Annotated in this window: 16 protein-coding genes; 6 read left to right on the top strand and 10 right to left on the bottom strand. The window is 56.9% G+C overall.

All coding sequences use genetic code 11. The features are described from left to right. Positions 1–10: 10 nt before the first annotated feature. Entirely contained in the window at positions 11–2734 is a 2724-nt protein-coding gene (locus H7R76_RS17415; RefSeq protein WP_182929352.1) for a cation-transporting P-type ATPase, read from the bottom strand. Positions 2735–3240: 506 nt separating this feature from the next. Here H7R76_RS17415 and H7R76_RS17420 point away from each other — a divergent pair. Continuing rightward, positions 3241–3489 (top strand): DUF1158 domain-containing protein, encoded by a 249-nt coding sequence (locus H7R76_RS17420; RefSeq protein WP_106924748.1) that lies wholly within the window; start codon positions 3241–3243, stop codon positions 3487–3489. A gap of 87 nt (positions 3490–3576) precedes the next feature. Here the strand turns inward: H7R76_RS17420 and H7R76_RS17425 are convergent, their stop codons facing one another. Beyond that, positions 3577–3924, bottom strand: a complete 348-nt coding sequence (locus tag H7R76_RS17425; protein WP_106924749.1) for a RamA family antibiotic efflux transcriptional regulator — start codon at positions 3922–3924, stop codon at positions 3577–3579. 33 nt (positions 3925–3957) lie between these two features. Then, positions 3958–5058, bottom strand: a complete 1101-nt coding sequence (locus H7R76_RS17430) for an MBL fold metallo-hydrolase (protein ID WP_106924810.1) — start codon at positions 5056–5058, stop codon at positions 3958–3960. 190 nt (positions 5059–5248) lie between these two features. Here H7R76_RS17430 and H7R76_RS17435 point away from each other — a divergent pair, with 190 nt between their 5' ends. From H7R76_RS17435 to nfsB, 3 genes are all read left to right on the top strand, one after another. Continuing rightward, a complete protein-coding gene (locus tag H7R76_RS17435; RefSeq protein ID WP_106924750.1) occupies positions 5249–5824 on the top strand; it encodes a TetR/AcrR family transcriptional regulator in 576 nt (191 codons plus the stop codon). Continuing rightward, the gene (locus tag H7R76_RS17440; protein ID WP_182965939.1) at positions 5824–6192 is read left to right on the top strand and encodes an MmcQ/YjbR family DNA-binding protein; all 369 of its coding nucleotides are present in this window, start codon (positions 5824–5826) and stop codon (positions 6190–6192) included. Before H7R76_RS17435 ends, H7R76_RS17440 begins: the two co-directional genes overlap by 1 nt. Positions 6193–6314: 122 nt before the next feature. Next, entirely contained in the window at positions 6315–6968 is a 654-nt protein-coding gene (nfsB, locus tag H7R76_RS17445) for an oxygen-insensitive NAD(P)H nitroreductase (RefSeq protein WP_106924752.1), read from the top strand. A gap of 85 nt (positions 6969–7053) precedes the next feature. Here nfsB and H7R76_RS17450 read toward each other — a convergent pair whose 3' ends face one another. Further along, complete coding sequence (locus tag H7R76_RS17450; protein WP_182929353.1) at positions 7054–7917, bottom strand: helix-turn-helix transcriptional regulator; 864 nt, start codon at positions 7915–7917, stop codon at positions 7054–7056. 107 nt (positions 7918–8024) lie between these two features. Here H7R76_RS17450 and H7R76_RS17455 point away from each other — a divergent pair, with 107 nt between their 5' ends. Further along, the gene (locus tag H7R76_RS17455; RefSeq protein ID WP_182965941.1) at positions 8025–9452 is read left to right on the top strand and encodes an MFS transporter; all 1428 of its coding nucleotides are present in this window, start codon (positions 8025–8027) and stop codon (positions 9450–9452) included. A 77-nt stretch (positions 9453–9529) separates the two neighbouring features. Continuing rightward, positions 9530–10777 carry a mechanosensitive ion channel family protein gene (locus H7R76_RS17460; protein ID WP_182934676.1) on the top strand — a complete coding sequence of 416 codons (1248 nt, stop codon included), beginning with the start codon at positions 9530–9532 and terminating at the stop codon, positions 10775–10777. Here the strand turns inward: H7R76_RS17460 and H7R76_RS17465 are convergent, their stop codons facing one another. The 6 genes from H7R76_RS17465 to H7R76_RS17490 all read right to left on the bottom strand — a co-directional run bounded on the left by H7R76_RS17465 (position 10778) and on the right by H7R76_RS17490 (position 19209). Beyond that, on the bottom strand, positions 10778–11758 hold the full coding sequence (locus H7R76_RS17465) for a LacI family DNA-binding transcriptional regulator (RefSeq protein WP_106924756.1): 981 nt from the start codon (positions 11756–11758) through the stop codon (positions 10778–10780). 76 nt (positions 11759–11834) lie between these two features. Continuing rightward, complete coding sequence (locus H7R76_RS17470; RefSeq protein WP_182965943.1) at positions 11835–12986, bottom strand: Gfo/Idh/MocA family protein; 1152 nt, start codon at positions 12984–12986, stop codon at positions 11835–11837. Continuing rightward, positions 12983–14011, bottom strand: coding sequence for a sugar phosphate isomerase/epimerase family protein (locus H7R76_RS17475; RefSeq protein ID WP_182929356.1), 1029 nt, complete (start codon positions 14009–14011; stop codon positions 12983–12985). Before H7R76_RS17475 ends, H7R76_RS17470 begins: the two co-directional genes overlap by 4 nt. Before the next feature lie 17 nt (positions 14012–14028). Beyond that, positions 14029–15270 carry an MFS transporter gene (locus tag H7R76_RS17480; RefSeq protein ID WP_106924759.1) on the bottom strand — a complete coding sequence of 414 codons (1242 nt, stop codon included), beginning with the start codon at positions 15268–15270 and terminating at the stop codon, positions 14029–14031. Positions 15271–15470: 200 nt separating this feature from the next. Then, entirely contained in the window at positions 15471–16862 is a 1392-nt protein-coding gene (pheP, locus tag H7R76_RS17485; protein WP_106924760.1) for a phenylalanine transporter, read from the bottom strand. Between the two features lie 145 nt (positions 16863–17007). Then, positions 17008–19209 (bottom strand): TonB-dependent receptor, encoded by a 2202-nt coding sequence (locus H7R76_RS17490; RefSeq protein ID WP_502711072.1) that lies wholly within the window; start codon positions 19207–19209, stop codon positions 17008–17010. Positions 19210–19341: the final 132 nt, after the last annotated feature.

Here is a 19341-nt window from a genome sequence, read left to right on the forward strand (position 1 = left end):
CTGGTCATCACTAGGTTGTCTTGCGGAAACGGCGGGTCAGACGCTTTTCAACTTCAACGACCAGGAACATCGCGGCGCCAATGGCCAGGGTGATGCCCCAGTAGCGCAGCGGCAGCGCTTCGGTGCCGAACAGCGTCTGCATCAGCGGCAGGTAGATAATCGCCAGCTGCAGCAGAAGCAGCACGCCGGTCACCAGCCAGATACCTTTGTTCTTCAGCAGGCCGCTATTCAGGGAGAAGCGGTCGCTGCTGCGGCAGTTAATCATGTAAACCCACTGCGCGGTCACCAGCATCTGCAACAACACGGTGCGGATAAACTCGGCGCTGTGGCCGCGCGGCGCAAGCCAGGCTTCAAGGATGAAGGCGGCAACGGCAATCATCGAACCGACAAAGGCGACGCGCCAGACGGCAAATGCATCCATCACGTGCTGGCCGGTTTTACGCGGCGGACGGTTCATCACGTTACGCTCAGCGGCTTCAAATGCGAGGCCAAAGGAGAGCGTGGCGGAGGTCGCCATGTTCATCCACAGAATCAGTACCGGCGTCAGCGGGATAATATTACCCGCCAGCAGCGCGATAATAATCAACAGCCCCTGCGCCAGGTTAGTTGGCATGATGAACAGGATCGTCTTCTTCAGGTTGTCGTATACGCGACGCCCTTCTTTTACCGAGCTGGCGATGGTGGCAAAGTTGTCATCGGTCAGCACCATGTCCGCGGCCTCTTTGGTCACCTCGGTGCCTTTGATGCCCATCGCGATACCCACGTCGGCCTGGCGCAGCGCCGGGGCGTCGTTAACGCCGTCGCCGGTCATGCCAACAATCTCGCCGCTTTCCTGCAGCGCTTTCACCAGGCGCAGCTTATGCTCCGGGCTGGTACGGGCGAAGATATCGTACTCGACCGCCGCTTTTGCCAGCTCGGCGTCATCCATGTGCTCCAGCTGGTAGCCGGTCATCGCTTCACTGCTGTTGCGGATCCCCAGCATCTGGCCAATGCTCATCGCCGTCTGCGGGTGATCGCCGGTGATCATCTTGACGCGGATCCCGGCATTCTGACAGGTGTGGATCGCATCAACGGCTTCCGGACGCGGCGGGTCCATCATCCCGGCAATGCCGAGGAATACCAGACCGTCCTGCAGGTCGCTGTGATCGAGGGTGTTCTGCCCAGCGTTAGCAGGCTTAGTGGCCGCCGCGACCATGCGCAGCCCCTGGCTGGCAAAGCGCGCCATTTCGGCTTCCCAGTAGCCGCGCTCAAACGGCACCACGCCACGGGCGGTCTGCTGCTGCTGACACAGCGCGAAGAGGACGTCCGGCGCGCCGGTCACCATCACAATCTCTTCGTCGGCCAGCTGGAAATGCGTTGCCATGTACTTGTACTGTGAGTCAAACGGGATCTTCGCTACCAGCTGGGTACGCAGCGGCTCAAGGCTCGCTTTCGCGGCCAGCACCTTCAGCGCGCCCTCGGTTGGGCCGCCGGTAATCCCCCAGTGGCCCTGCGGGTCTTTCACCAGTTGGCTGTCGTTACACAGATCGATGGTGCGCAGGTATTTCTCGAGCACGGTGTACGGCTGTACTTTTACCGGCTCGTTGCTGCCTTCCAGGTAGATGTTGCCGTGCGGCTCATAGCTATCGCCGTCTACGCGGTAGCAGCTATCGGCGGTGATAATCGCCTTCACGGTCATTTCATTCATGGTCAGCGTGCCGGTTTTATCCGAGCAGACCACGGTCATTGCCCCTAAGGTTTCCACGGTCGGCAGCTTGCGGATAATCGCCCGCTTGCGCGCCATGGCCTGTACGCCCAGAGACAGAATAATCGAGATAATCGCCGGCAGACCTTCCGGTACAGCGGCCACCGCGAGGCTAATCAGCGACAGCAGCAGCTCGCCCAGCGGAATGTCGCGCAGCAGCATGCTGAACACGAACAGCGCGGCCATCATCGCCAGGATAATGGCGAAAATCGCTTTGCCCAGCTTGTCCATCTGCACCAGCAGCGGCGTGCGGTGCTTTTCAATACCCGCCATCATCTGGTTGATGTGGCCGAGCTCGGTCTCCTGACCGGTAGCCACAACCACCCCGATGCCGCCGCCTGCGCTCACGGTGGTGCCAGAGAACACCATATTGGTGCGGTCGCCCAGCGGCAGTTCACCGTGCAGGACGTCGGTGTGTTTATCCACAACGGTCGACTCGCCGGTCAGAATCGCTTCTTCCACGCGCAGGTTGTGCGCTTCAATCAGGCGCATGTCGGCCGGAATACGGTCGCCCGCGCGCAGCACCACGATATCGCCCGGCACCAGCTCGGTGGTGGCGACGGTTTGATGGTTACCATCACGGATAACCTGCGCATCGCTGGAGAGCATATTGCGGATGCTTTTCAGCGATTTTTCCGCATTGCTTTCCTGAATATGACCAATCAGGGCGTTAATCACCGTAACGCCAAGAATGACGAAGGTATCGACCCAGTGTCCCATTACGGCAGTCAGCGCCGCTGCGGCCAGCAGGACGTAGATCAGCACATCGTTAAAGTGGGCGAGGAAACGCAGCCACGCTGGCTTACCTTTCTTTTCTGGCAGTGCGTTAGGGCCGTAGGTATTCAGGCGCTCCGCCGCCTCGGCCGCCGCCAGCCCCTCGGGCTGACTGTTGACCTGCGATAGCACCCGCTCGGTCGGCTGCTGGTACGCGTGCACCTGCGGGTCGTAGTCCCCGTGCGGCACGTTTTTGGCATTCATCATTTTCGACACGATAAATTTTCCTTTTAAATTCCTGCAAACGGAAAGCCTGAATTCATTTCTGGCCAAGGCGACATCGTTGGATATTTTTAATTAAGCGAAGAAATATTCGTTAGTTCACAATATTTCCGCTTTTTAAATTTCAAAACGACATTCAGTTGATTTACTAATATTAATATTACAGAATGTTCCTAAACCCCATCTAAACGAGGTCATTATGTTTGGAATCTACAGAGGACGCCGCCTGGCGCTGTACATCGCGCTGGCTATCGTGATTGCGACGCTGGTTGGATACAGTACTTATACTTTTGTAAAACTATTATCCTGAGCATGACGTTTATTTACGAAAGCATTATTTAATTTAATTCAAAACATTATTTACTCTTTTGCCATACGATTATTTTCGTAGGCTTGAGTATTTGTTTTAAATATTCAACCGGAGGTATATTAAATTATAAACATTGCGTTCAAATAAAAATTACCGGACAATAATATCTTTAACCAAAGATTAACAACGCATGAAGCATCCTCTTGAATCACTGATGACCGCCGCCGGTATTTTATTGATGGCGTTCCTTTCCTGTCTGCTGCTTCCAGCGCCTTCGCTGGGACTGACGCTGGCGCAAAAGCTGGTTGAGACCTTCCATTTTATGGATCTCAACCAGTTTTATACCGTGCTGTTCTGCGCGTGGTTTCTGGCCCTGGGGGCGATTGAGTATCTGGTGATTCGCTACGTCTGGCGACGTTGGTTCTCGCTGGCGGCGTAGTCCTGATAAGCAACGCGCCATCAGGCACACCGATGCACGTTGCCGGATGGCGGCTAGCGCCTTATCCGGCCTACAATCAGGGCAGAATCAATGCGCCCGCGGGCGATGATTCACTTTACGATAGGCACCCGGCGACTGATTAAACGTGCGGGTAAAAATGCGGGTAAACGTTTGCTGGGAATCAAACCCGTACTTCAGACAGATGTCGTAGACCTTTTGATCGGTCGTACACAGTTCATCCGCCGCCAGATTCAGCTTGCGCTGACGGATGTAGCGGCCAAGGCTCTCCCCTTTGTGCTGTAAAAACAGACGCTGCAGGTGCCATTTTGAATAGCCCGCCCGGCGGGCGATTTCATCAATACGCAATGGCTGATGCAGGTTATTGTCAATCCATTCGACCAGAGTGTCGATTACCTGAGTGGCTAATTCGGTCATACGCCCTTCCCCTCGCTTAACGACAGCCGGTGGCTATTCCCACCAGGCTCGAAATGTTTGCATAGCGTCCGCCAGGCGAACCGGCTCGCCCTGCATCGGCGTCAGCAGCCGATATGCTTTATCTTTGCTGGCCTGCGCCAGCCGCTTGTACGGATCGTCCCAGGTATGTTTGGCCAGTACGAAGCGCCCAGCGTGACCCGGCACCACCCGGTCCGCACGCAGATCCACTGCCGCCTGTGCGGTTTGCTCCGGCATCATGTGGATGTAGCGCCAGTCCTGGTCATACTGACCGTCCTCCAGTATCGCCACGTCAACCTTGCCAAACCGCTCGCCAATATCCTTGAAGTGCGGGCCGTAGCCGCTATCGCCGCTGTAATACACCTTCTGCTGCGGCGTCACGAACATAAAGCTCGCCCACAGCGTTTGGTTACGCTTCAGGCCGCGGCCGGAAAAATGCCGCGCCGGCAGTACGTGCACGCTCAACGCATCGCTAAGCGTCACGCTCTGCTGCCAATCGGCCTCGGTAATGATGTCGTTTGCCATGCCCCAATAGCGCAGATGCGACCCGACGCCCAGCGGCACGACGGCGCGCTTAACCTTCGGCAACAGCCCTTTGATGGTGGCGTAGTCGAGGTGATCGTAGTGGTCATGGGAGATAATCAGCAGATCGATCTCCGGCATCGTCTCTGCGCGCCACGGATAGTCGCCGTCGAAGGCTTTATTCAGAAACGAAAACGGCGCGGCATAGCTGCTGAACACCGGATCAATCAGGATCCGCTGGCCCGCCAGCTGGAGATACCACGACGAGTGGCCCAGCCAGATTAACGTATCCTGGTCACGCGGCAGGCTGGCAAGATCGGTCGCTACCAGCGGCAGCGGGCGCGAGGGGCGCGCGTTTTCACGCTTTGCGGTGAGAAATTCCCACCACGCCATCAGCATATTTTTATCGCTGGTGAACCCCGGCGTCGGCAGGCTGTTGTGAAACGCCCCGTCGCGGTAGTTCGGCGAACGCTCAATCTGACTCTTCTCTGCCCCTTGCGGCACCTGACCGAAGCCGGGATTCAGAACAAAGGACAGGCTTGCTGCACTGGCAATAAGCATGATGGCAACCACACTGATGATGAAAGGTTTCATATCCAGACCCAAAACCGGCCTCATCCAGGAAGCCACACTAAAAAGATTGATTATGAGTGAGTAGGCACTCATTATAGAAAGAGGCAGAAAAAATCGTCAAGCAATTTTCAAATTTTGACAATCGACGTTGAAGTCCCTGGGGTTGGCATGTTTCAATCACATTTTTTTACAGTCAGAGAGGTAAAGTGTAGTGGCTCGTCCAAAGAGTGAAGATAAAAAACAAGCGTTACTGGAAGCCGCCACCAGCGCCATTGCCCAGTCCGGCATTGCCGCTTCGACTGCGATGATTGCGCGCAGTGCGGGCGTGGCTGAGGGCACGCTGTTTCGCTATTTTGCCACCAAAGACGACCTGCTGAACGCACTTTACCTGCATCTGAAAAGCGACCTCTGCCAGGCGATGCTCGCCGGGCTTGTCGATACCGACTCCCCCAAGGCCTTTACCCACGGCATCTGGAACAGCTATATCGACTGGGGCGTACGCAACCCTACCGGCCACCAGGCCATTCGCCGCATGGCGGTGAGCGAAAAAATTACCGAAGAGACGGTGCAGCAGGTCAGAGCCATGTTCCCGGAGCTGCAAAAGCTTTGCCAACGCTCGGTGCGTCCGGTGTTTATGTCCGACGAATTTCGCGCTTTTGGCGACGCCCTGTTCCTGTCGCTGGCGGAAACCACCATTGAGTTTGCCAGCCGCGAACCGCTGCGGGCCGATACGCTGAAGGCGCTGGGTTTTGAAGCCATGTGGCTGGCGCTGGCCGAGGACGACTAATGGACGGAAAAACGCTGCACCAGCGGGCGCACGACTTTGCCCTGACCCTGCCCTTTTCTGACGTCTACTGGCCTTTCGGGCCGGAATATGACGTGTTTACCGTCGAGGGGAAGATCTTTATGATCAAAACCTTTCTGCGCGGTGAAGCGATCGTCAACCTGAAGGTCGATCCCGAACAGTCCCTACTGCATCAGGCTATCTACCCGCATATTAAGCCGGGCTATCACATGAACAAAAAGCACTGGATTTCGGTCTATCCTGGCGACGAGATCGTGCCGGAATTGCTGGAAAGCCTGATTGAAGATTCGTGGAACCGGGTCGTCGATAAGCTGCCCAAACGCGTCCAGACGCGGGTGCGCCCGGTTTGATTTTGCGTTAAATGCGATAAGTGTTATCGCATTTAACACCCTTCTCATTTGTCACAGCGCGCGGTACCCTGCTTTGATTCAACGCACCGATACGCGGTGTCTATCATCATTCAGGAGTTTTTATGGATATCGTTTCCGTTGCAAAAGCGCGCTATTCCACCAAGGCCTTTGATGCCAGCAAAAAGTTAACCGCCGAGCAGGCTGCTCATCTCAATACCCTGCTGCGCTATAGCCCGTCGAGCACGAACTCTCAGCCGTGGCACTTTATCGTCGCCAGTACCGACGAAGGCAAAGCGCGCGTGGCGAAATCCGCTGCGGGCGGCTACGTGTTTAACGAACGTAAAATGCTGGATGCTTCTCATGTGGTGGTATTCTGCGCCAAAACCGCCATCGACGATGCCTGGCTGGAAAAAGTCGTCGACCAGGAAGATGCCGACGGCCGTTTTGCGACGCCGGAAGCGAAAGCCGCGAACCACAAAGGCCGCACTTTCTTTGCCGACCTGCACCGTAAAGATCGTCACGACGATGACCAGTGGGCCGCGCGTCAGGTTTACCTGAACGTCGGCAACTTCCTGCTGGGCGTGGGCGCAATGGGCCTGGACGCAGTACCCATCGAAGGCTTCGACGCCGATGTTCTCGACGCAGAATTTGGCCTGAAAGAAAAAGGCTATACCAGCCTGGTTGTCGTGCCGGTGGGCTACCACAGCGTAGAAGATTTCAACAAGACGCTGCCGAAATCTCGCCTGCCGGAAGAAACGGTGATTACTGAGATCTGATTTAGCCCCGGCGGCGCTGTGCGTAGCCGGGCTACTCTTATTGCGTAGCCCGGACACGTGCGGCGGCGCCGGAACCGTTTTCGGACTAGAGCTTCGCCAGCACCGCTTCCCCAATATCATCCACCGGTAAGTACACCAGCAAACGTGAGCCATTACGCGGCGCAGAGTACCAGTACATCTGCTGCAGCTGAAAATCGCCGAACTCAGGATGGTGAAAATCTTTGATCTGATTCTCAACGCCGCGCACGTCATAGCGCTGATGCCATAGCGCCTCAAACTCGCTTGAAGCGGCAAAGAAGCGCGCCAGCTTGTTCTCCCACGCCGCGTCACCGCGATGTTCAGCCATGGCGGCACGGAAGTAAGACACAAATGTCGCAAGCACGTCGCGATTCGCCAGGCGGCTGCGCCAGCCGGGATGCGTCAGATACAGATAAATACAGTTTCGATCGTCTTCAGGAATGGTCGAAAAATCGACGCCCATCAGCCGACAAAACGCGTCGTTCCACGCCACAATGTCGAAATTCGCACGCTGAATACTGGCCGGCTGCGGCAGCAAACTGTCGAGCATGCGGCGCGCGCCTGGACTGATACCTTCGCAAAGCGGCACGTAGGCAGACTCCAGCGGTTTCAGCCCAGCCAGCACGAACAGATGGCGCGTCTCCAGCTCGCTGCACTGCAGCGCCTCGGCAATCGCCTGCATCACCGCCACCGAGGGGTTAACCTCGCGCCCTTGTTCCAGCCAGGTATACCAGGTCACGCCAACGTCTGCCAGCATCGCCACTTCTTCACGGCGCAGGCCGGGTGTGCGCCGCCGTCCGCTACGCGGTAGCCCCAGGCGCTGCGGATCGAGGCTTTCCCGCCGCGCGCGAAGAAAAGCGCCCAGCTGCTTGCGGCTATCGTCCTGCCGCGCGGTCGGTGCGGCGGCTTCACCCGGGGTAATAAGGCTCATCATCTCTCCAGCATGGTAGTGCCAATACCCGTATAACCAGGAACTGGTACCCGTTTATTGAATCAGCGATGCTACGTCCATTCGCTGAACGACGCAATGGAGCTACCATGAAAACGTCTGCTGTTTCCCCCGGTCGCGCGGGGCTTTTCCTGTTGTTAACCGGCCTGATGTTGCCCCAGATCGACACCTCGATCACCAACGTCGCCCTCGACTCCATCACCGCATCACTGCACGCCAGCCCCACCCAACTGGAGCTGATCGTCGCACTGTACGGCGTGGCGTTCGCCGTCTGCCTGGCGATGGGCAGTAAACTTGGCGACAACTATGGCCGCCGCCGTCTGTTTATGTGGGGCGTGGCAATTTTTAGCTTCGCGTCCTTACTGTGCGGGCTCGCGAACTCAATCACCGCCCTGCTGGCCGCCCGCACCTTACAGGGCGCAGGGGCAGCGCTCATCGTGCCGCAAATTCTCGCCACGCTGCACGTGACGCTGAAAGGGAGCGCCCACGCTCGCGCCATCAGCCTGTACGGCGGCATTGGCGGCATTTCGTTTATCGTCGGGCAGATGTGCGGCGGCTGGCTGGTTTCCGCGGATATTGCCGGGCTCGGCTGGCGTAATGCTTTTTTTATCAACGTGCCGATAGGCCTGCTGGTGCTGGCCTATAGCCGCCGCTACGTGCCGGAAACCCGCCGCGATGAGCATACCCGAATCGACTGGCAGGGCACTTTTAGCCTTGGACTGATTTTGTGCTGTCTGCTGTTCCCGATGGCGCTGGGGCCGGAACTCCGCTGGCCGTGGCCGCTGCGCCTGATGCTGCTGGCGATTATTCCGCTGCTGTGGTGGATGCGTGCCAGCGCGCTACGTCAACAGCGACGCGGCGAGCACCCTCTGCTGCCCCCGCGTCTGCTCCAGCTCGCCAGCGTCCGCTTTGGTATGGCGATCGCCCTGCTGTTTTTCAGCGCCTGGTCCGGCTTTATGTTCTGCATGGCGCTCACCATGCAGTCTGGTCTGGGCATGGCGCCATGGCAATCGGGTAACAGCTTTGTGGCGCTGGGCGTAGCCTATTTCATCTCGGCGCTGTATGCGCCTAAGCTGATTACTCGCCACAGCATGGGGCGGATTCTGCTTGCGGGTCTGGCCATACAGATAAGCGGTCTGCTGCTGCTGATGGCAACCTTCCATCATTTTGCGCATGCGACAACCGCTCTGGCGCTGGCGCCGTCGACGGCGCTGATTGGCTACGGTCAGGCGCTGATCGTAAACTGCTTCTATCGGGTAGGAATGCGCGACATCACCGCCAACGACGCGGGCGCCGGCAGTGCGTTGCTAAGCACGCTACAGCAGGCCACGCTGGGCCTCGGTCCCGCGGTGTTTGGTTCATTGCTGCTGGCGCTCATGCATAGCCACCGCGGCAGCTATACCGATGCGATGATCGGCTTTCTCGCCGTAGAAGCGGTGATGATGCTGGCGCTTGCGGTCATCGCTATCTGTCTGCGCCATCATTTAAACCACCGTCCGGCGCTGGCAACGTCGTAACCTTAAGTTCCTGTATAGCCGTTTGCATAATATAGCCATCGCAGCCATTATAATTAGCTGGCTATACAGGAGATGTTATGCAGGAACTGATTACACAGATAGAAGAGATGGGCATTGAAATAAACCATACCAATTCATTGATCATCATTTTTGGTATTATTTTTCTCACTGCCATCATTGTCCATCTGATACTCCATCGGGTGGTGCTACGCACCTTTGAAAAACGCGCGCAGGCCAGCAGCCATTTATGGCTGCAAATTATTACGCAGAATAAACTTTTCCACCGGCTGGCGTTTACCCTGCAGGGGATTATCGTCAACGTGCAGGCCGTACTGTGGCTGCAAAAAGGCAGCGATGCGGCGCAAATATTAACCACCGCCGCCCAGCTGTGGGTGATGCTTTATGCGCTGCTGTCGTTCTTCTCGCTGCTGGACGTTATTTTTAACCTGTCACAGAAGCTGTCGTTCTCTTCGCAGCTACCGCTGAAGGGGATATTCCAGGGCGTTAAGCTGGTCAGCGCGATCCTGATTGGCATTCTGATGATTTCGCTACTGCTGGGGCAGTCGCCGGCTATTTTAATCAGCGGCCTCGGGGCAATGGCGGCGGTATTAATGCTGGTATTTAAGGATCCGATTCTCGGTCTGGTGGCGGGAATTCAGCTTTCTGCAAACGACATGCTGAAGCTCGGCGACTGGCTGGAGATGCCGAAATACGGGGCCGACGGCGCGGTAACCGATATTGGTTTAACTACCGTCAAAGTGCGGAACTGGGATAATACCATTACCACCATCCCCACCTGGTCGCTGGTCTCTGACTCATTCAAAAACTGGAGCGGCATGTCGGCTTCGGGCGGCCGTCGCATTAAGCGCAGCATTAATGTTGATACCACTAGCGTGCATTTTCTTGACGAGCAAGAGCAACAGCGGTTAATTCAGGCTCGCCTGCTAAAACCGTATATGGACTCGCGTCATGAGGAAATTAGCCTGTGGAATCAGGAGCACGGCGGCGATGGCTCTGTGCTGAACCTGCGCAAGATGACCAATATTGGTACCTTCCGTGCCTACCTCAATGAATATCTGCGTAACCATCCGCGCATTCGCAAAGATATGACGCTAATGGTTCGCCAGCTGGCACCGGATAATAACGGTTTACCGATTGAGATATACGCCTTCACCAATACCGTAGTGTGGGCGGAATATGAAAGCATCCAGGCCGATATTTTTGACCATATTTTCGCCGTGGTCGAAGAGTTTGGCTTACGGATTCATCAGTCGCCGACCGGTAACGATATTCGCGCCCTGGCAGGCGCGATGGGGCAGCAATAATCAGGCGCTGGCGCGTGAAATAAAGCGCCAGTCCAGCATGGTTCGTTCTGGACGGGCGTCGGGGTTTTCGATTTTGTTGAGCAGCAGCGCGACGGCGTGGGCGCCAATCTCACGCGACGGCTGCTCCACGGTCGTCAGCTGCGGTGACACCATTTCGGCCAGCTCCGTACCGTCAAAACCCACCACCGCAATATCCTGCGGCACGCGCAGCCCCGCCTGCTCCACGGCGCGCAGGGCTCCCGCCGCCAGCGCGTCGGATACCGCAAACACGGCATCAGGACGCGGGTTCATCGCCAGCAGCTTTTTCATCGCCGCCTTGCCCGCAGCGGCGCTAAGGTCGCTGGCGTATTCTACCGGTTGGTACGCCAGGCTTTCCCGCGCCAGCACGTTCTTATAGCCCTGTTCACGCAGGCGCGCATATTTGTAGTTGAGGTCATGGTTGATAAGCGCAATGTGCCGACGCCCGAGCGCCGCCAGATAGCCCACCGCATGTTCGGCAGCCTTGACGTCGTCGATCCCCACGCAGGAAACGTCGCCCGCATCAGCGTACTCGGCGCACTGAACCCACGGCGCGTCGCCAATCACGGTCGTCAGCTCCGGCAGGCGGGTAAACGCATCCATAGTGATAATACCGTCGACCATTTTGCCGGTCAGCAGACGCAGGCCGGATTTCGAACGCTCAATATCCGAACCGGAGTTGCACAGCAGAATACGGTAACCGTTCTTTTCCGCCGCTTCTTCGATGCCCTTCACCACCTCGGCGCAGAACGGGTTGGCGATGTTCGATACCATCACCAGAATCATTGAGCTACGCGCCGTGCGTAGCTGTCGTGCCAGCAGGTTAGGCTGGTAGTTGCTCTCTTTAATGGCCTGAAGAACACGCTCGCGGTTTTTCGCCTTCACCGTTTCGCTGTTGTTCAGCACGCGCGACACGGTCGCTACCGAAACGCCCGCCAGCTGAGCGATTTTCTGAATTGACATACAACGCCATTCCCTGCAGTTAACGCTTTGCGTGCAGGCTACCACAAAAAACGTGCCCGGCGTACCGGGCACAGGGTTATTGTTCAACGTGTATCCAGCGTCTCTGCTGATAGCTTTTCACAATAGCATCAACAATATACATCACATTCGCCCCTTCACTGAACGAGGCAAAACGGCGTTCAGCGGCGGCTGGCATTTTCCCACTCTGCACGGCACGGTAGAAATACCCCATCATATTTTTAAACGCGTCGGGCCAGCCTTCACTATGACCGCCGGGGAAGTGTGCCTGCCCGGCCACGTCGCCGTTCAGCAGCCCGGGGTCATCGCTCAGCAGTTGGTTGGGCTGGCTACGCTGACCAATCCACAGCTGTTGCGGCGTTTCCTGATCCCAGGCAAGCGAACAGGCGCTGGCGTTAATATCAAAATACAGACGATTTTTACGCCCGGCGCTGACCTGCGAGACGCTAAAACAGCCCTTGCTGCCGTCATCGAAGCGGAACAAAACCGAGCCGGCATCCTCCGTCGTGACCGGGACATCGCGATACGCCAGCGCTTCGCCGCGTTCGCTAAACGTTGCCTGAGCGTCAGGGCTGGCCTTGCGCGTCGGCCAGACGATAGCCAGATCGGCCATCACTTCCACAATTCGCCGTCCGGTAACAAACTGCACCGTGTCACACCAGTGCGATCCGATGTCGGCCACCGCGCGCGATACGCCTCCCTGCTCCGCATCGACTCGCCAGTTAAAGTCGTGTTCTAGCAGCATCCAGTCCTGATGATAGCCGCCGTAGGCTGAAAACAGACGGCCGGTCTGGCCTGCACGCATCATACTGGCCGCCTGCTGTACCATCGCAAACTGGCGATAGACGAAGCTGACGCCGTGGACCACGCCCGCATCCTGCGCCATTTGTTCCAACTCGCGCGCCTCCTCCGGCGTCATGCACAGCGGTTTCTCAGAGAAGACGTGTTTCCCCGCACGTAAAATCTGCCGGTTGATCGAGGCGTGCAGAAAATTAGGCGTACAGTTATGCACCACCTGTAGCCCAGGATGCGCCAGCAGCGCCTCGACATCACCGTAGGCGGATGGAATATTGAGCTGCCGCGCCTTTGCCTGCGCCTGCTCCAGCGAAGCATCGCACAGCGCCACCACCTCAACATCCCCCAGTCGCCTCAGCGCTTCAATATGCGCCGGGCCAATAAAACCTGAACCCACTATACCAACCTGAATCATCCACGAACCTCGCTACCGGCGGCAAAGTCATCAAACGCCCGCGCGGAGACGGGGATGATATGCCGCTGAATAAATTCACTGCCTTCGCGTGCGCCGGTTTGCGCATCCTTGAGGCAGCACTCCCACTCCATCACCGCCCAGCCGTCAAAGTCGTACTGGGTTAATTTGCTGAATATCTTCTTGAAATCAATATCGCCGTCGCCCAACGAGCGAAAACGCCCGGCGCGCTGCGCCCAGTTCTGATAGCCACCGTAAACGCCGCTACGCCCGTTGCGCTGAAACTCGGCGTCTTTAACGTGAAAAGCGCGAATGCGCGAATGGTAAATATCGATATAGCTAAGATAATCAATATGCTGCAAATGCAGATGGCTAGGGTCATACAGCATATGGCAGCGTGGGTGATTCCCCACCTGCTGCAAAAAACGCTCGAAGGTCACGCCGTCATGCAGATCCTCACCGGGGTGGATCTCGTAACACAGATCGACGCCGTGCTCATCAAAGCAGTCGAGAATTGGCCGCCAGCGGCTTGCCAGCGCCTTAAACGCCTCATCCAGCAGCGCCGCATTGTGCGGCGGCCACGGATAAAAATAGGGCCAGGCCAGCGCACCGGAGAAAGTCGCATGCGCCTTCAGACCCAGGCGCGCCGAAGCCTGCGCCGCCATTTTAACGCTGGCGACCGCCCACTGCTGCCGCGCCGTCGGATCGCCGCGCAGCGCCGCCGGAGCAAAAGCATCAAAAGCGCTGTCGTAGGCTGGGTTAACGGCGACAAGCTGCCCTTCCAGATGCGTTGACAGTTCGCTGATAGCCAGCCCGCGTTCCGCTAACCGCCCGGCGATATCATCACAATAGGTTTGGCTCGCCGCCGCCTGCGTCAGGTCGAATATCGTCGGGTGGTTGCACGGTAGCTGTAGCGCTTTAAAGCCCAGCCCCGCCGCCCACTCCGCCAGCCCGTCCAGCGTATTAAACGGCGGCTGACCGCTGATAAACTGCGCCAGAAAAATGCCCGGTCCCTTGATAGTTTTCATACCCCCTCCTTAAAAATTCACGCCTGCTCTTGCTCGTTGTATTTAAACGAGACAAGGAAAATCAATGCGATAACCACCGCTGCGACGGCGGGAATCCACCAGAAACTCACCCAGGCCGTCGGAACGGTTTGCCCGGCCACCAGATGGTTATACAGCGCGCCGGAAATCTGCGATCCGAGCAACATGCCGATACCGTAGGTAAACATCACCACCATGCTTTGCGCCTGCCCTTTGACCTTTTCGCCCGCCACGCGGTCGGTATAGATAAAGCCCACCACGAAGAAGAAGTCGTAGCACACACCGTGCAGCAGAATGCCGAGATACAGCAGGAAGCGCGTTTCTTCATTGATGCCCAGCGCAAAGAACATGTAGCGCACGAACCACGCCAGCATGCCAATCAGCAGCATGTACTTCACGCCAAGACGCCGGAACAACAGCGGGATAATCAGCATGAAAATAATTTCTGACATCTGGCCGAAGGACATCGCGGTACTGACATCCGCGACGCCCGCATCGGCCAGGAACGAGGCGGTATAGGCGTAGTAGGTGCCTAGCGGTACCGAGATCAGCGTGGCGCAGACCGCAAATACCAGGAAGTGACGGGTTTTCAGCAGCGCAAAAGCGTCGGCACAGAACAGATCGCGCAGCTTGAGCGGCTGCCCTTTTGCCGGGGCTGGCGTGTGCGGCAGCGTCAGGCTATACACCGCCAGTACGACCGAACACAGCGCCGCCAGCGTAAAGATGCCGGTGGTATCCGAAATACCGGTCACGCCAATAAAAATACCGGCGATAATCCAGCCAATGGTGCCGAATACGCGCACCACCGGGAACGTTTTGTCGATATTGCTCAGACTGTGGAACGCAATATTGTTCGTCAGCGCCAGCGTCGGCATATAGCAAAGCGTGTAGCCAAACAGCAGCGCTATCAGCATCGCGCCATTTTGCGCCACCAGCGCCTGCGGTACGAACCACAGAATCGCCGCACCCAGCAGGTGCATGACCGCCATGACCTTCTGCGAAGCAAAAAAGCGATCAACCAGCATCCCCAGAACGAACGGCGATAGAATCGAGGCAATCGGCCCCGCAGAAAAAGCATCACCAATCAACAGCGACATGTTGTACTGGGTCATGACCAGCCCGAGCGTGACCGACCAGCTTCCCCAGATAAAAAACTGCATAAACATCATAAGCGACAGGCGCGGCACTAACAGCCGGTGCTGTACGCCGCTACGTTCACGACTTTCCGTTGTAGACACCATGTTCTCACCCTCAAAAGTAATCGATTACAAATACAGATCACATGAAAAGTAATCGATTACAAAAATAAGATCGCGCGTGTCAGTTCGGTTTTGCGAGAGCGGTCACGATAAACGAGAAGCGGGAAATTTAAACAGAATGCGCAAAAGACGCGCAGAGTGCGGCAGAAGGCGGCTCAGTGCGCCGCCTTCTGATTAAGCGATCACGCCTTACGGCGCAGCGTTTTAAACGCGACAAACAGGAACAGCACCCACACCGGCAGCAGAATCGCCGACAAGCGCATACCGTCCATCGTGCACATCAGCACCAGAATCATCAGCAGGAACGCAATGCAAACGTAGTTACTGGCCGGAGCCAGCAGCGCTTTGAACTTCGGCTCGCGTCCTTTACGGCGCATCGCCGAGCGGAACTTGAGGTGCGCCATGCAGATCATTATCCAGTTCAGCAGCAGCGTTGCGACCACCAGCGCCATCAGCAGGCCAAAGGCTTTCTGCGGCAGCAGATAGTTAACCAGCACCACCAGCGAGGTGATCGCGCCCGACAGCAGCAGCGAGTTAACCGGCACGCCGCGGCGGCTGACCCGGGTCAGGAAACGCGGCGCGTTGCCCTGCACGGAAAGGCCGAACAGCATGCGGCTGTTTGAGTAAACGCCGCTGTTGTACACCGACAGCGAGGCCACCAGAATGACGAAATTCAACGCAGAAGCCACCACGTTACTGTCAAGATTGTGAAAAATCATTACGAACGGGCTGCTATCTGACTTGATGCCCTGCCACGGATACAGCGCCAGCAGTACAATCAGCGAGCCGATATAAAACAGCAGGATACGGTACACCACCTGGTTGACCGCTTTTGGAATAGTGGTTTCCGGGCTGCGCGCTTCCGCCGCCGTGATACCAATAAGCTCCAGACCGCCGAAAGAGAACATAATGACCGCCAGCGACAGAATCAGCCCCTTCCAGCCGGTGGCGAGGAAACCGCCGTCGCGCCAGAGGTTGTCAATGCTGGCATGATCGCCGCCGCGTCCGGTGGCCAGCATCCAGATCCCGAAGCCGATCATGCCAATAATCGCCAGCACTTTAATCAGCGCAAACCAGAATTCGGTTTCGCCGTACAGGCGCACGTTGACCAGATTGACGGCATTAATCAGGATGAAGAACCCAGCCGCCCAGATCCAGGTCGGCACGTCCGGCAGCCAGTATTGCATATAGATCCCGGCGGCGGTCAGCTCGGCCATGCCTACCAGCACGAACATCACCCAGTAGTTCCAGCCGGAAACAAAACCAGCGAACGGCCCCCAGTATTTATAGGCAAAATGCGCAAACGAGCCGGATACCGGCTCTTCCACCACCATTTCGCCGAGCTGGCGCATGATCAGAAAAGCGATAATACCGGCAATGGCGTAACCCAGTACCACCGCCGGGCCTGCCATCTGAATGGCTGGGCCGATGCCAAGGAACAGGCCGGTACCGATGGCGCCCCCGAGGGCGATAAGCTGGATATGGCGGTTTTGTAACCCGCGGTGAAGCGTCGGCCCCTGCTCCGACGAAGCATCCGGTTGATTCTGGCTGGATGCTGAGGACGCGTTTTTCACGTCTAACCCCTGTAGCTTTTATAGGAAGGGGCACCTTTTAACACTTAGCGCGGCTTGCCGCAAGGCAATCAGTACCCGGACGACGGAAACAAAAAGCCCCGGAAGGACGAGCGTTCCGGGGCAATAACCTTATTTTTGCAATGACTTAGAAGTCGTAGCTGACTGCGACTTTCAGCGTACGCGGCTCCCCCTGATAGAGGTAAACACCGGTGTCGTCGACCCCGGACCAGTATTTTTCATTGGTCACGTTGGTCACACCCACGCGCCACACCAAATCGTTTTGTTCCTGGTTGAGGTGCATGCGATAGCGCATCCCTAAATCCAGCGTAGTGTAGCTGTCGAGTTTTTTGGTGTTGGCACTATCAGCATACTGAGAACCGGTATAGTTGACGCGCGCGGTGGCCGTCAGACCGTCAACCGGTTTAATGTCATACTCTGCACCCAGCACCGCATAGAAGCGGGACACGCCGATCGCATCGTTGCCATCGTTCAGGCCGCCTTTGGTTTTGGTCATTTCAGGATCGATCCACAGCGTACTGCCGTTCAGGCGCAGGCCGAGTACCGGCTCGCCGAAGACGTTCAGCTCAAGGCCCCGGTTGCGCTGTTCACCATCCATGCGGTAGTAGCCGTCGTTATCCAGAACCCCGGACGGTTTGGTAATCTGGAACAGCGACAGCGACCCGCCGACGCGGGCGTAGTCAATCTTAACGCCCACTTCATCCTGTTTGGAGTGCGCGATCCCAATGCTCTGACCATAGTTTTTTGCCGTTTTCGGCGCATTGTCCGCCGGCTGAAGGGCTTCCGTGTGGTTGGCATACAGCGACACCGTTTGCCACGGCTTGTAGACCAGGCCAAAAGTGGGCATCCAGCGACTTTCGGTAAAGCTGGAGGAGGTGGTCTCCAGGCCCGTCTCGTTGCTGTAGTTACGAATCACCACCTTCTGATTGCGCGCCGCGGCGGTAAATAGCAGCGTATCGTCAAAGAATCCGACGGTATCGCTGAACAGCCAGCCCTGAGTACGGTTACGCGCAGTCACCAGCGGATCGTGATAGTTACCGCCCACCGATGCGTACGCTGGCATGCTCACATCATGGTTGTTGTAAATATTAACGACCGGGTTGGCATTACTGTTCGACATACGCCAGGCGGTGGCATCGCTGCGGATCTGCGCGGAATAGCCAACGTTAACATTGTGTGACACCACGCCAGTGTTAAAGCGACCGCGAATGCCCCCCATACCACTGAAGCTATCGATAATACGGTTAGTATCCAGACGCCCGATGGTAGCATCGCCGTTGATGTTGGTCAGTTTCGGTGCGCCATAGATCCCCTGCTCGTGCGCATGCTGCGCGCCTAACCCCGCGTAGGTGGTCCAGCTGTCGTTCAGATCGTATTCCGCTTTGGCCATACCGAATTCATTTTCGATATCGCTGTAGCCCCACTTCTGTCCGGTATTTTTGCTGTTGTCCGGGACTTTCGGCACTTCGCTAATCGCCGCGAAGCCTATGCCCATCTCACCGCCGTGGAAGGTCTTTTTCTGGTAGCCAAAATCGAAGGATGAACGGAAGCGATCGCCACGGTAATCCAGACCCAACGAGGCCAGCGTAGTGCGGCGATTATCGTTATCGATACGGCCTTCCCCTTCACGGTGCAGCACGTTGACGCGCACGCCGAACTGATTGTCATCACCGAAGCGACGGCCAACATCCAGCGAACCACCCACCTGAGAATCGCTGGTGTAATCCACGCCAATACGCGTCGTTGGGATATCTTCAGCGCGTTTCGGTTCAAGGTTAATCATGCCGCCCACGCCGGAACTTGCCGCGCCGTTCACCAGCGCATTCGCCCCTTTGAAGACCTCAATACGCTCCAGCATTTGAGTATCCACTACCTGACGTGGCACTACGCCAGGGAGACCGCCCATGGTCATGTCGTCGCCGTCGAGCTTAAAGCCGCGGATGCGATAGGTTTCAGCAAAGTTGCCGTAGCCTTGTACTGCCTGTACGCCAGCGTCGTTTTTCACCACATCAGCGATGGTTTTCGCCTGCTGATCCTGCACCAGCTTCGAGGTATAGCCGATAACGTTGAACGGGACGTCCATCGCTTTCTGCTCGCCCAGCATCCCCACGCGCCCACCATGAGCTACCTGCCCATCAAGGTAGGCGGGCACCAGTTGTTCACCACCGGCCTTAAAGTCGCCGCCATCGACGCCCTGAACAATCATCGTTTCAGGCTGTTTTTTGGCCGTTGCCGCATCATCAGCCTGTGCGGCGGGCATGACGGCGCTTATCGCCAGAGCCAGCGCGGAGAGTTTGGTTTTCATAGAAGCATTCCCGGAATCAAAAATCACCGATGGCGACAGCAGGTTTAGCGTGATCTCATGCTTCAGCGCCCCCGTAAGCTACCCTCATCGATTGCCGGGTTTGCCGCACCATACCGGTGAATAAAAAAGAGAACGAGAACTATACTCATTATCTTT

It is taken from the genome of Klebsiella sp. WP8-S18-ESBL-06 (assembly GCF_014169755.1).
In the GTDB taxonomy this organism is placed as follows: domain Bacteria; phylum Pseudomonadota; class Gammaproteobacteria; order Enterobacterales; family Enterobacteriaceae; genus Kluyvera; species Kluyvera ascorbata_B.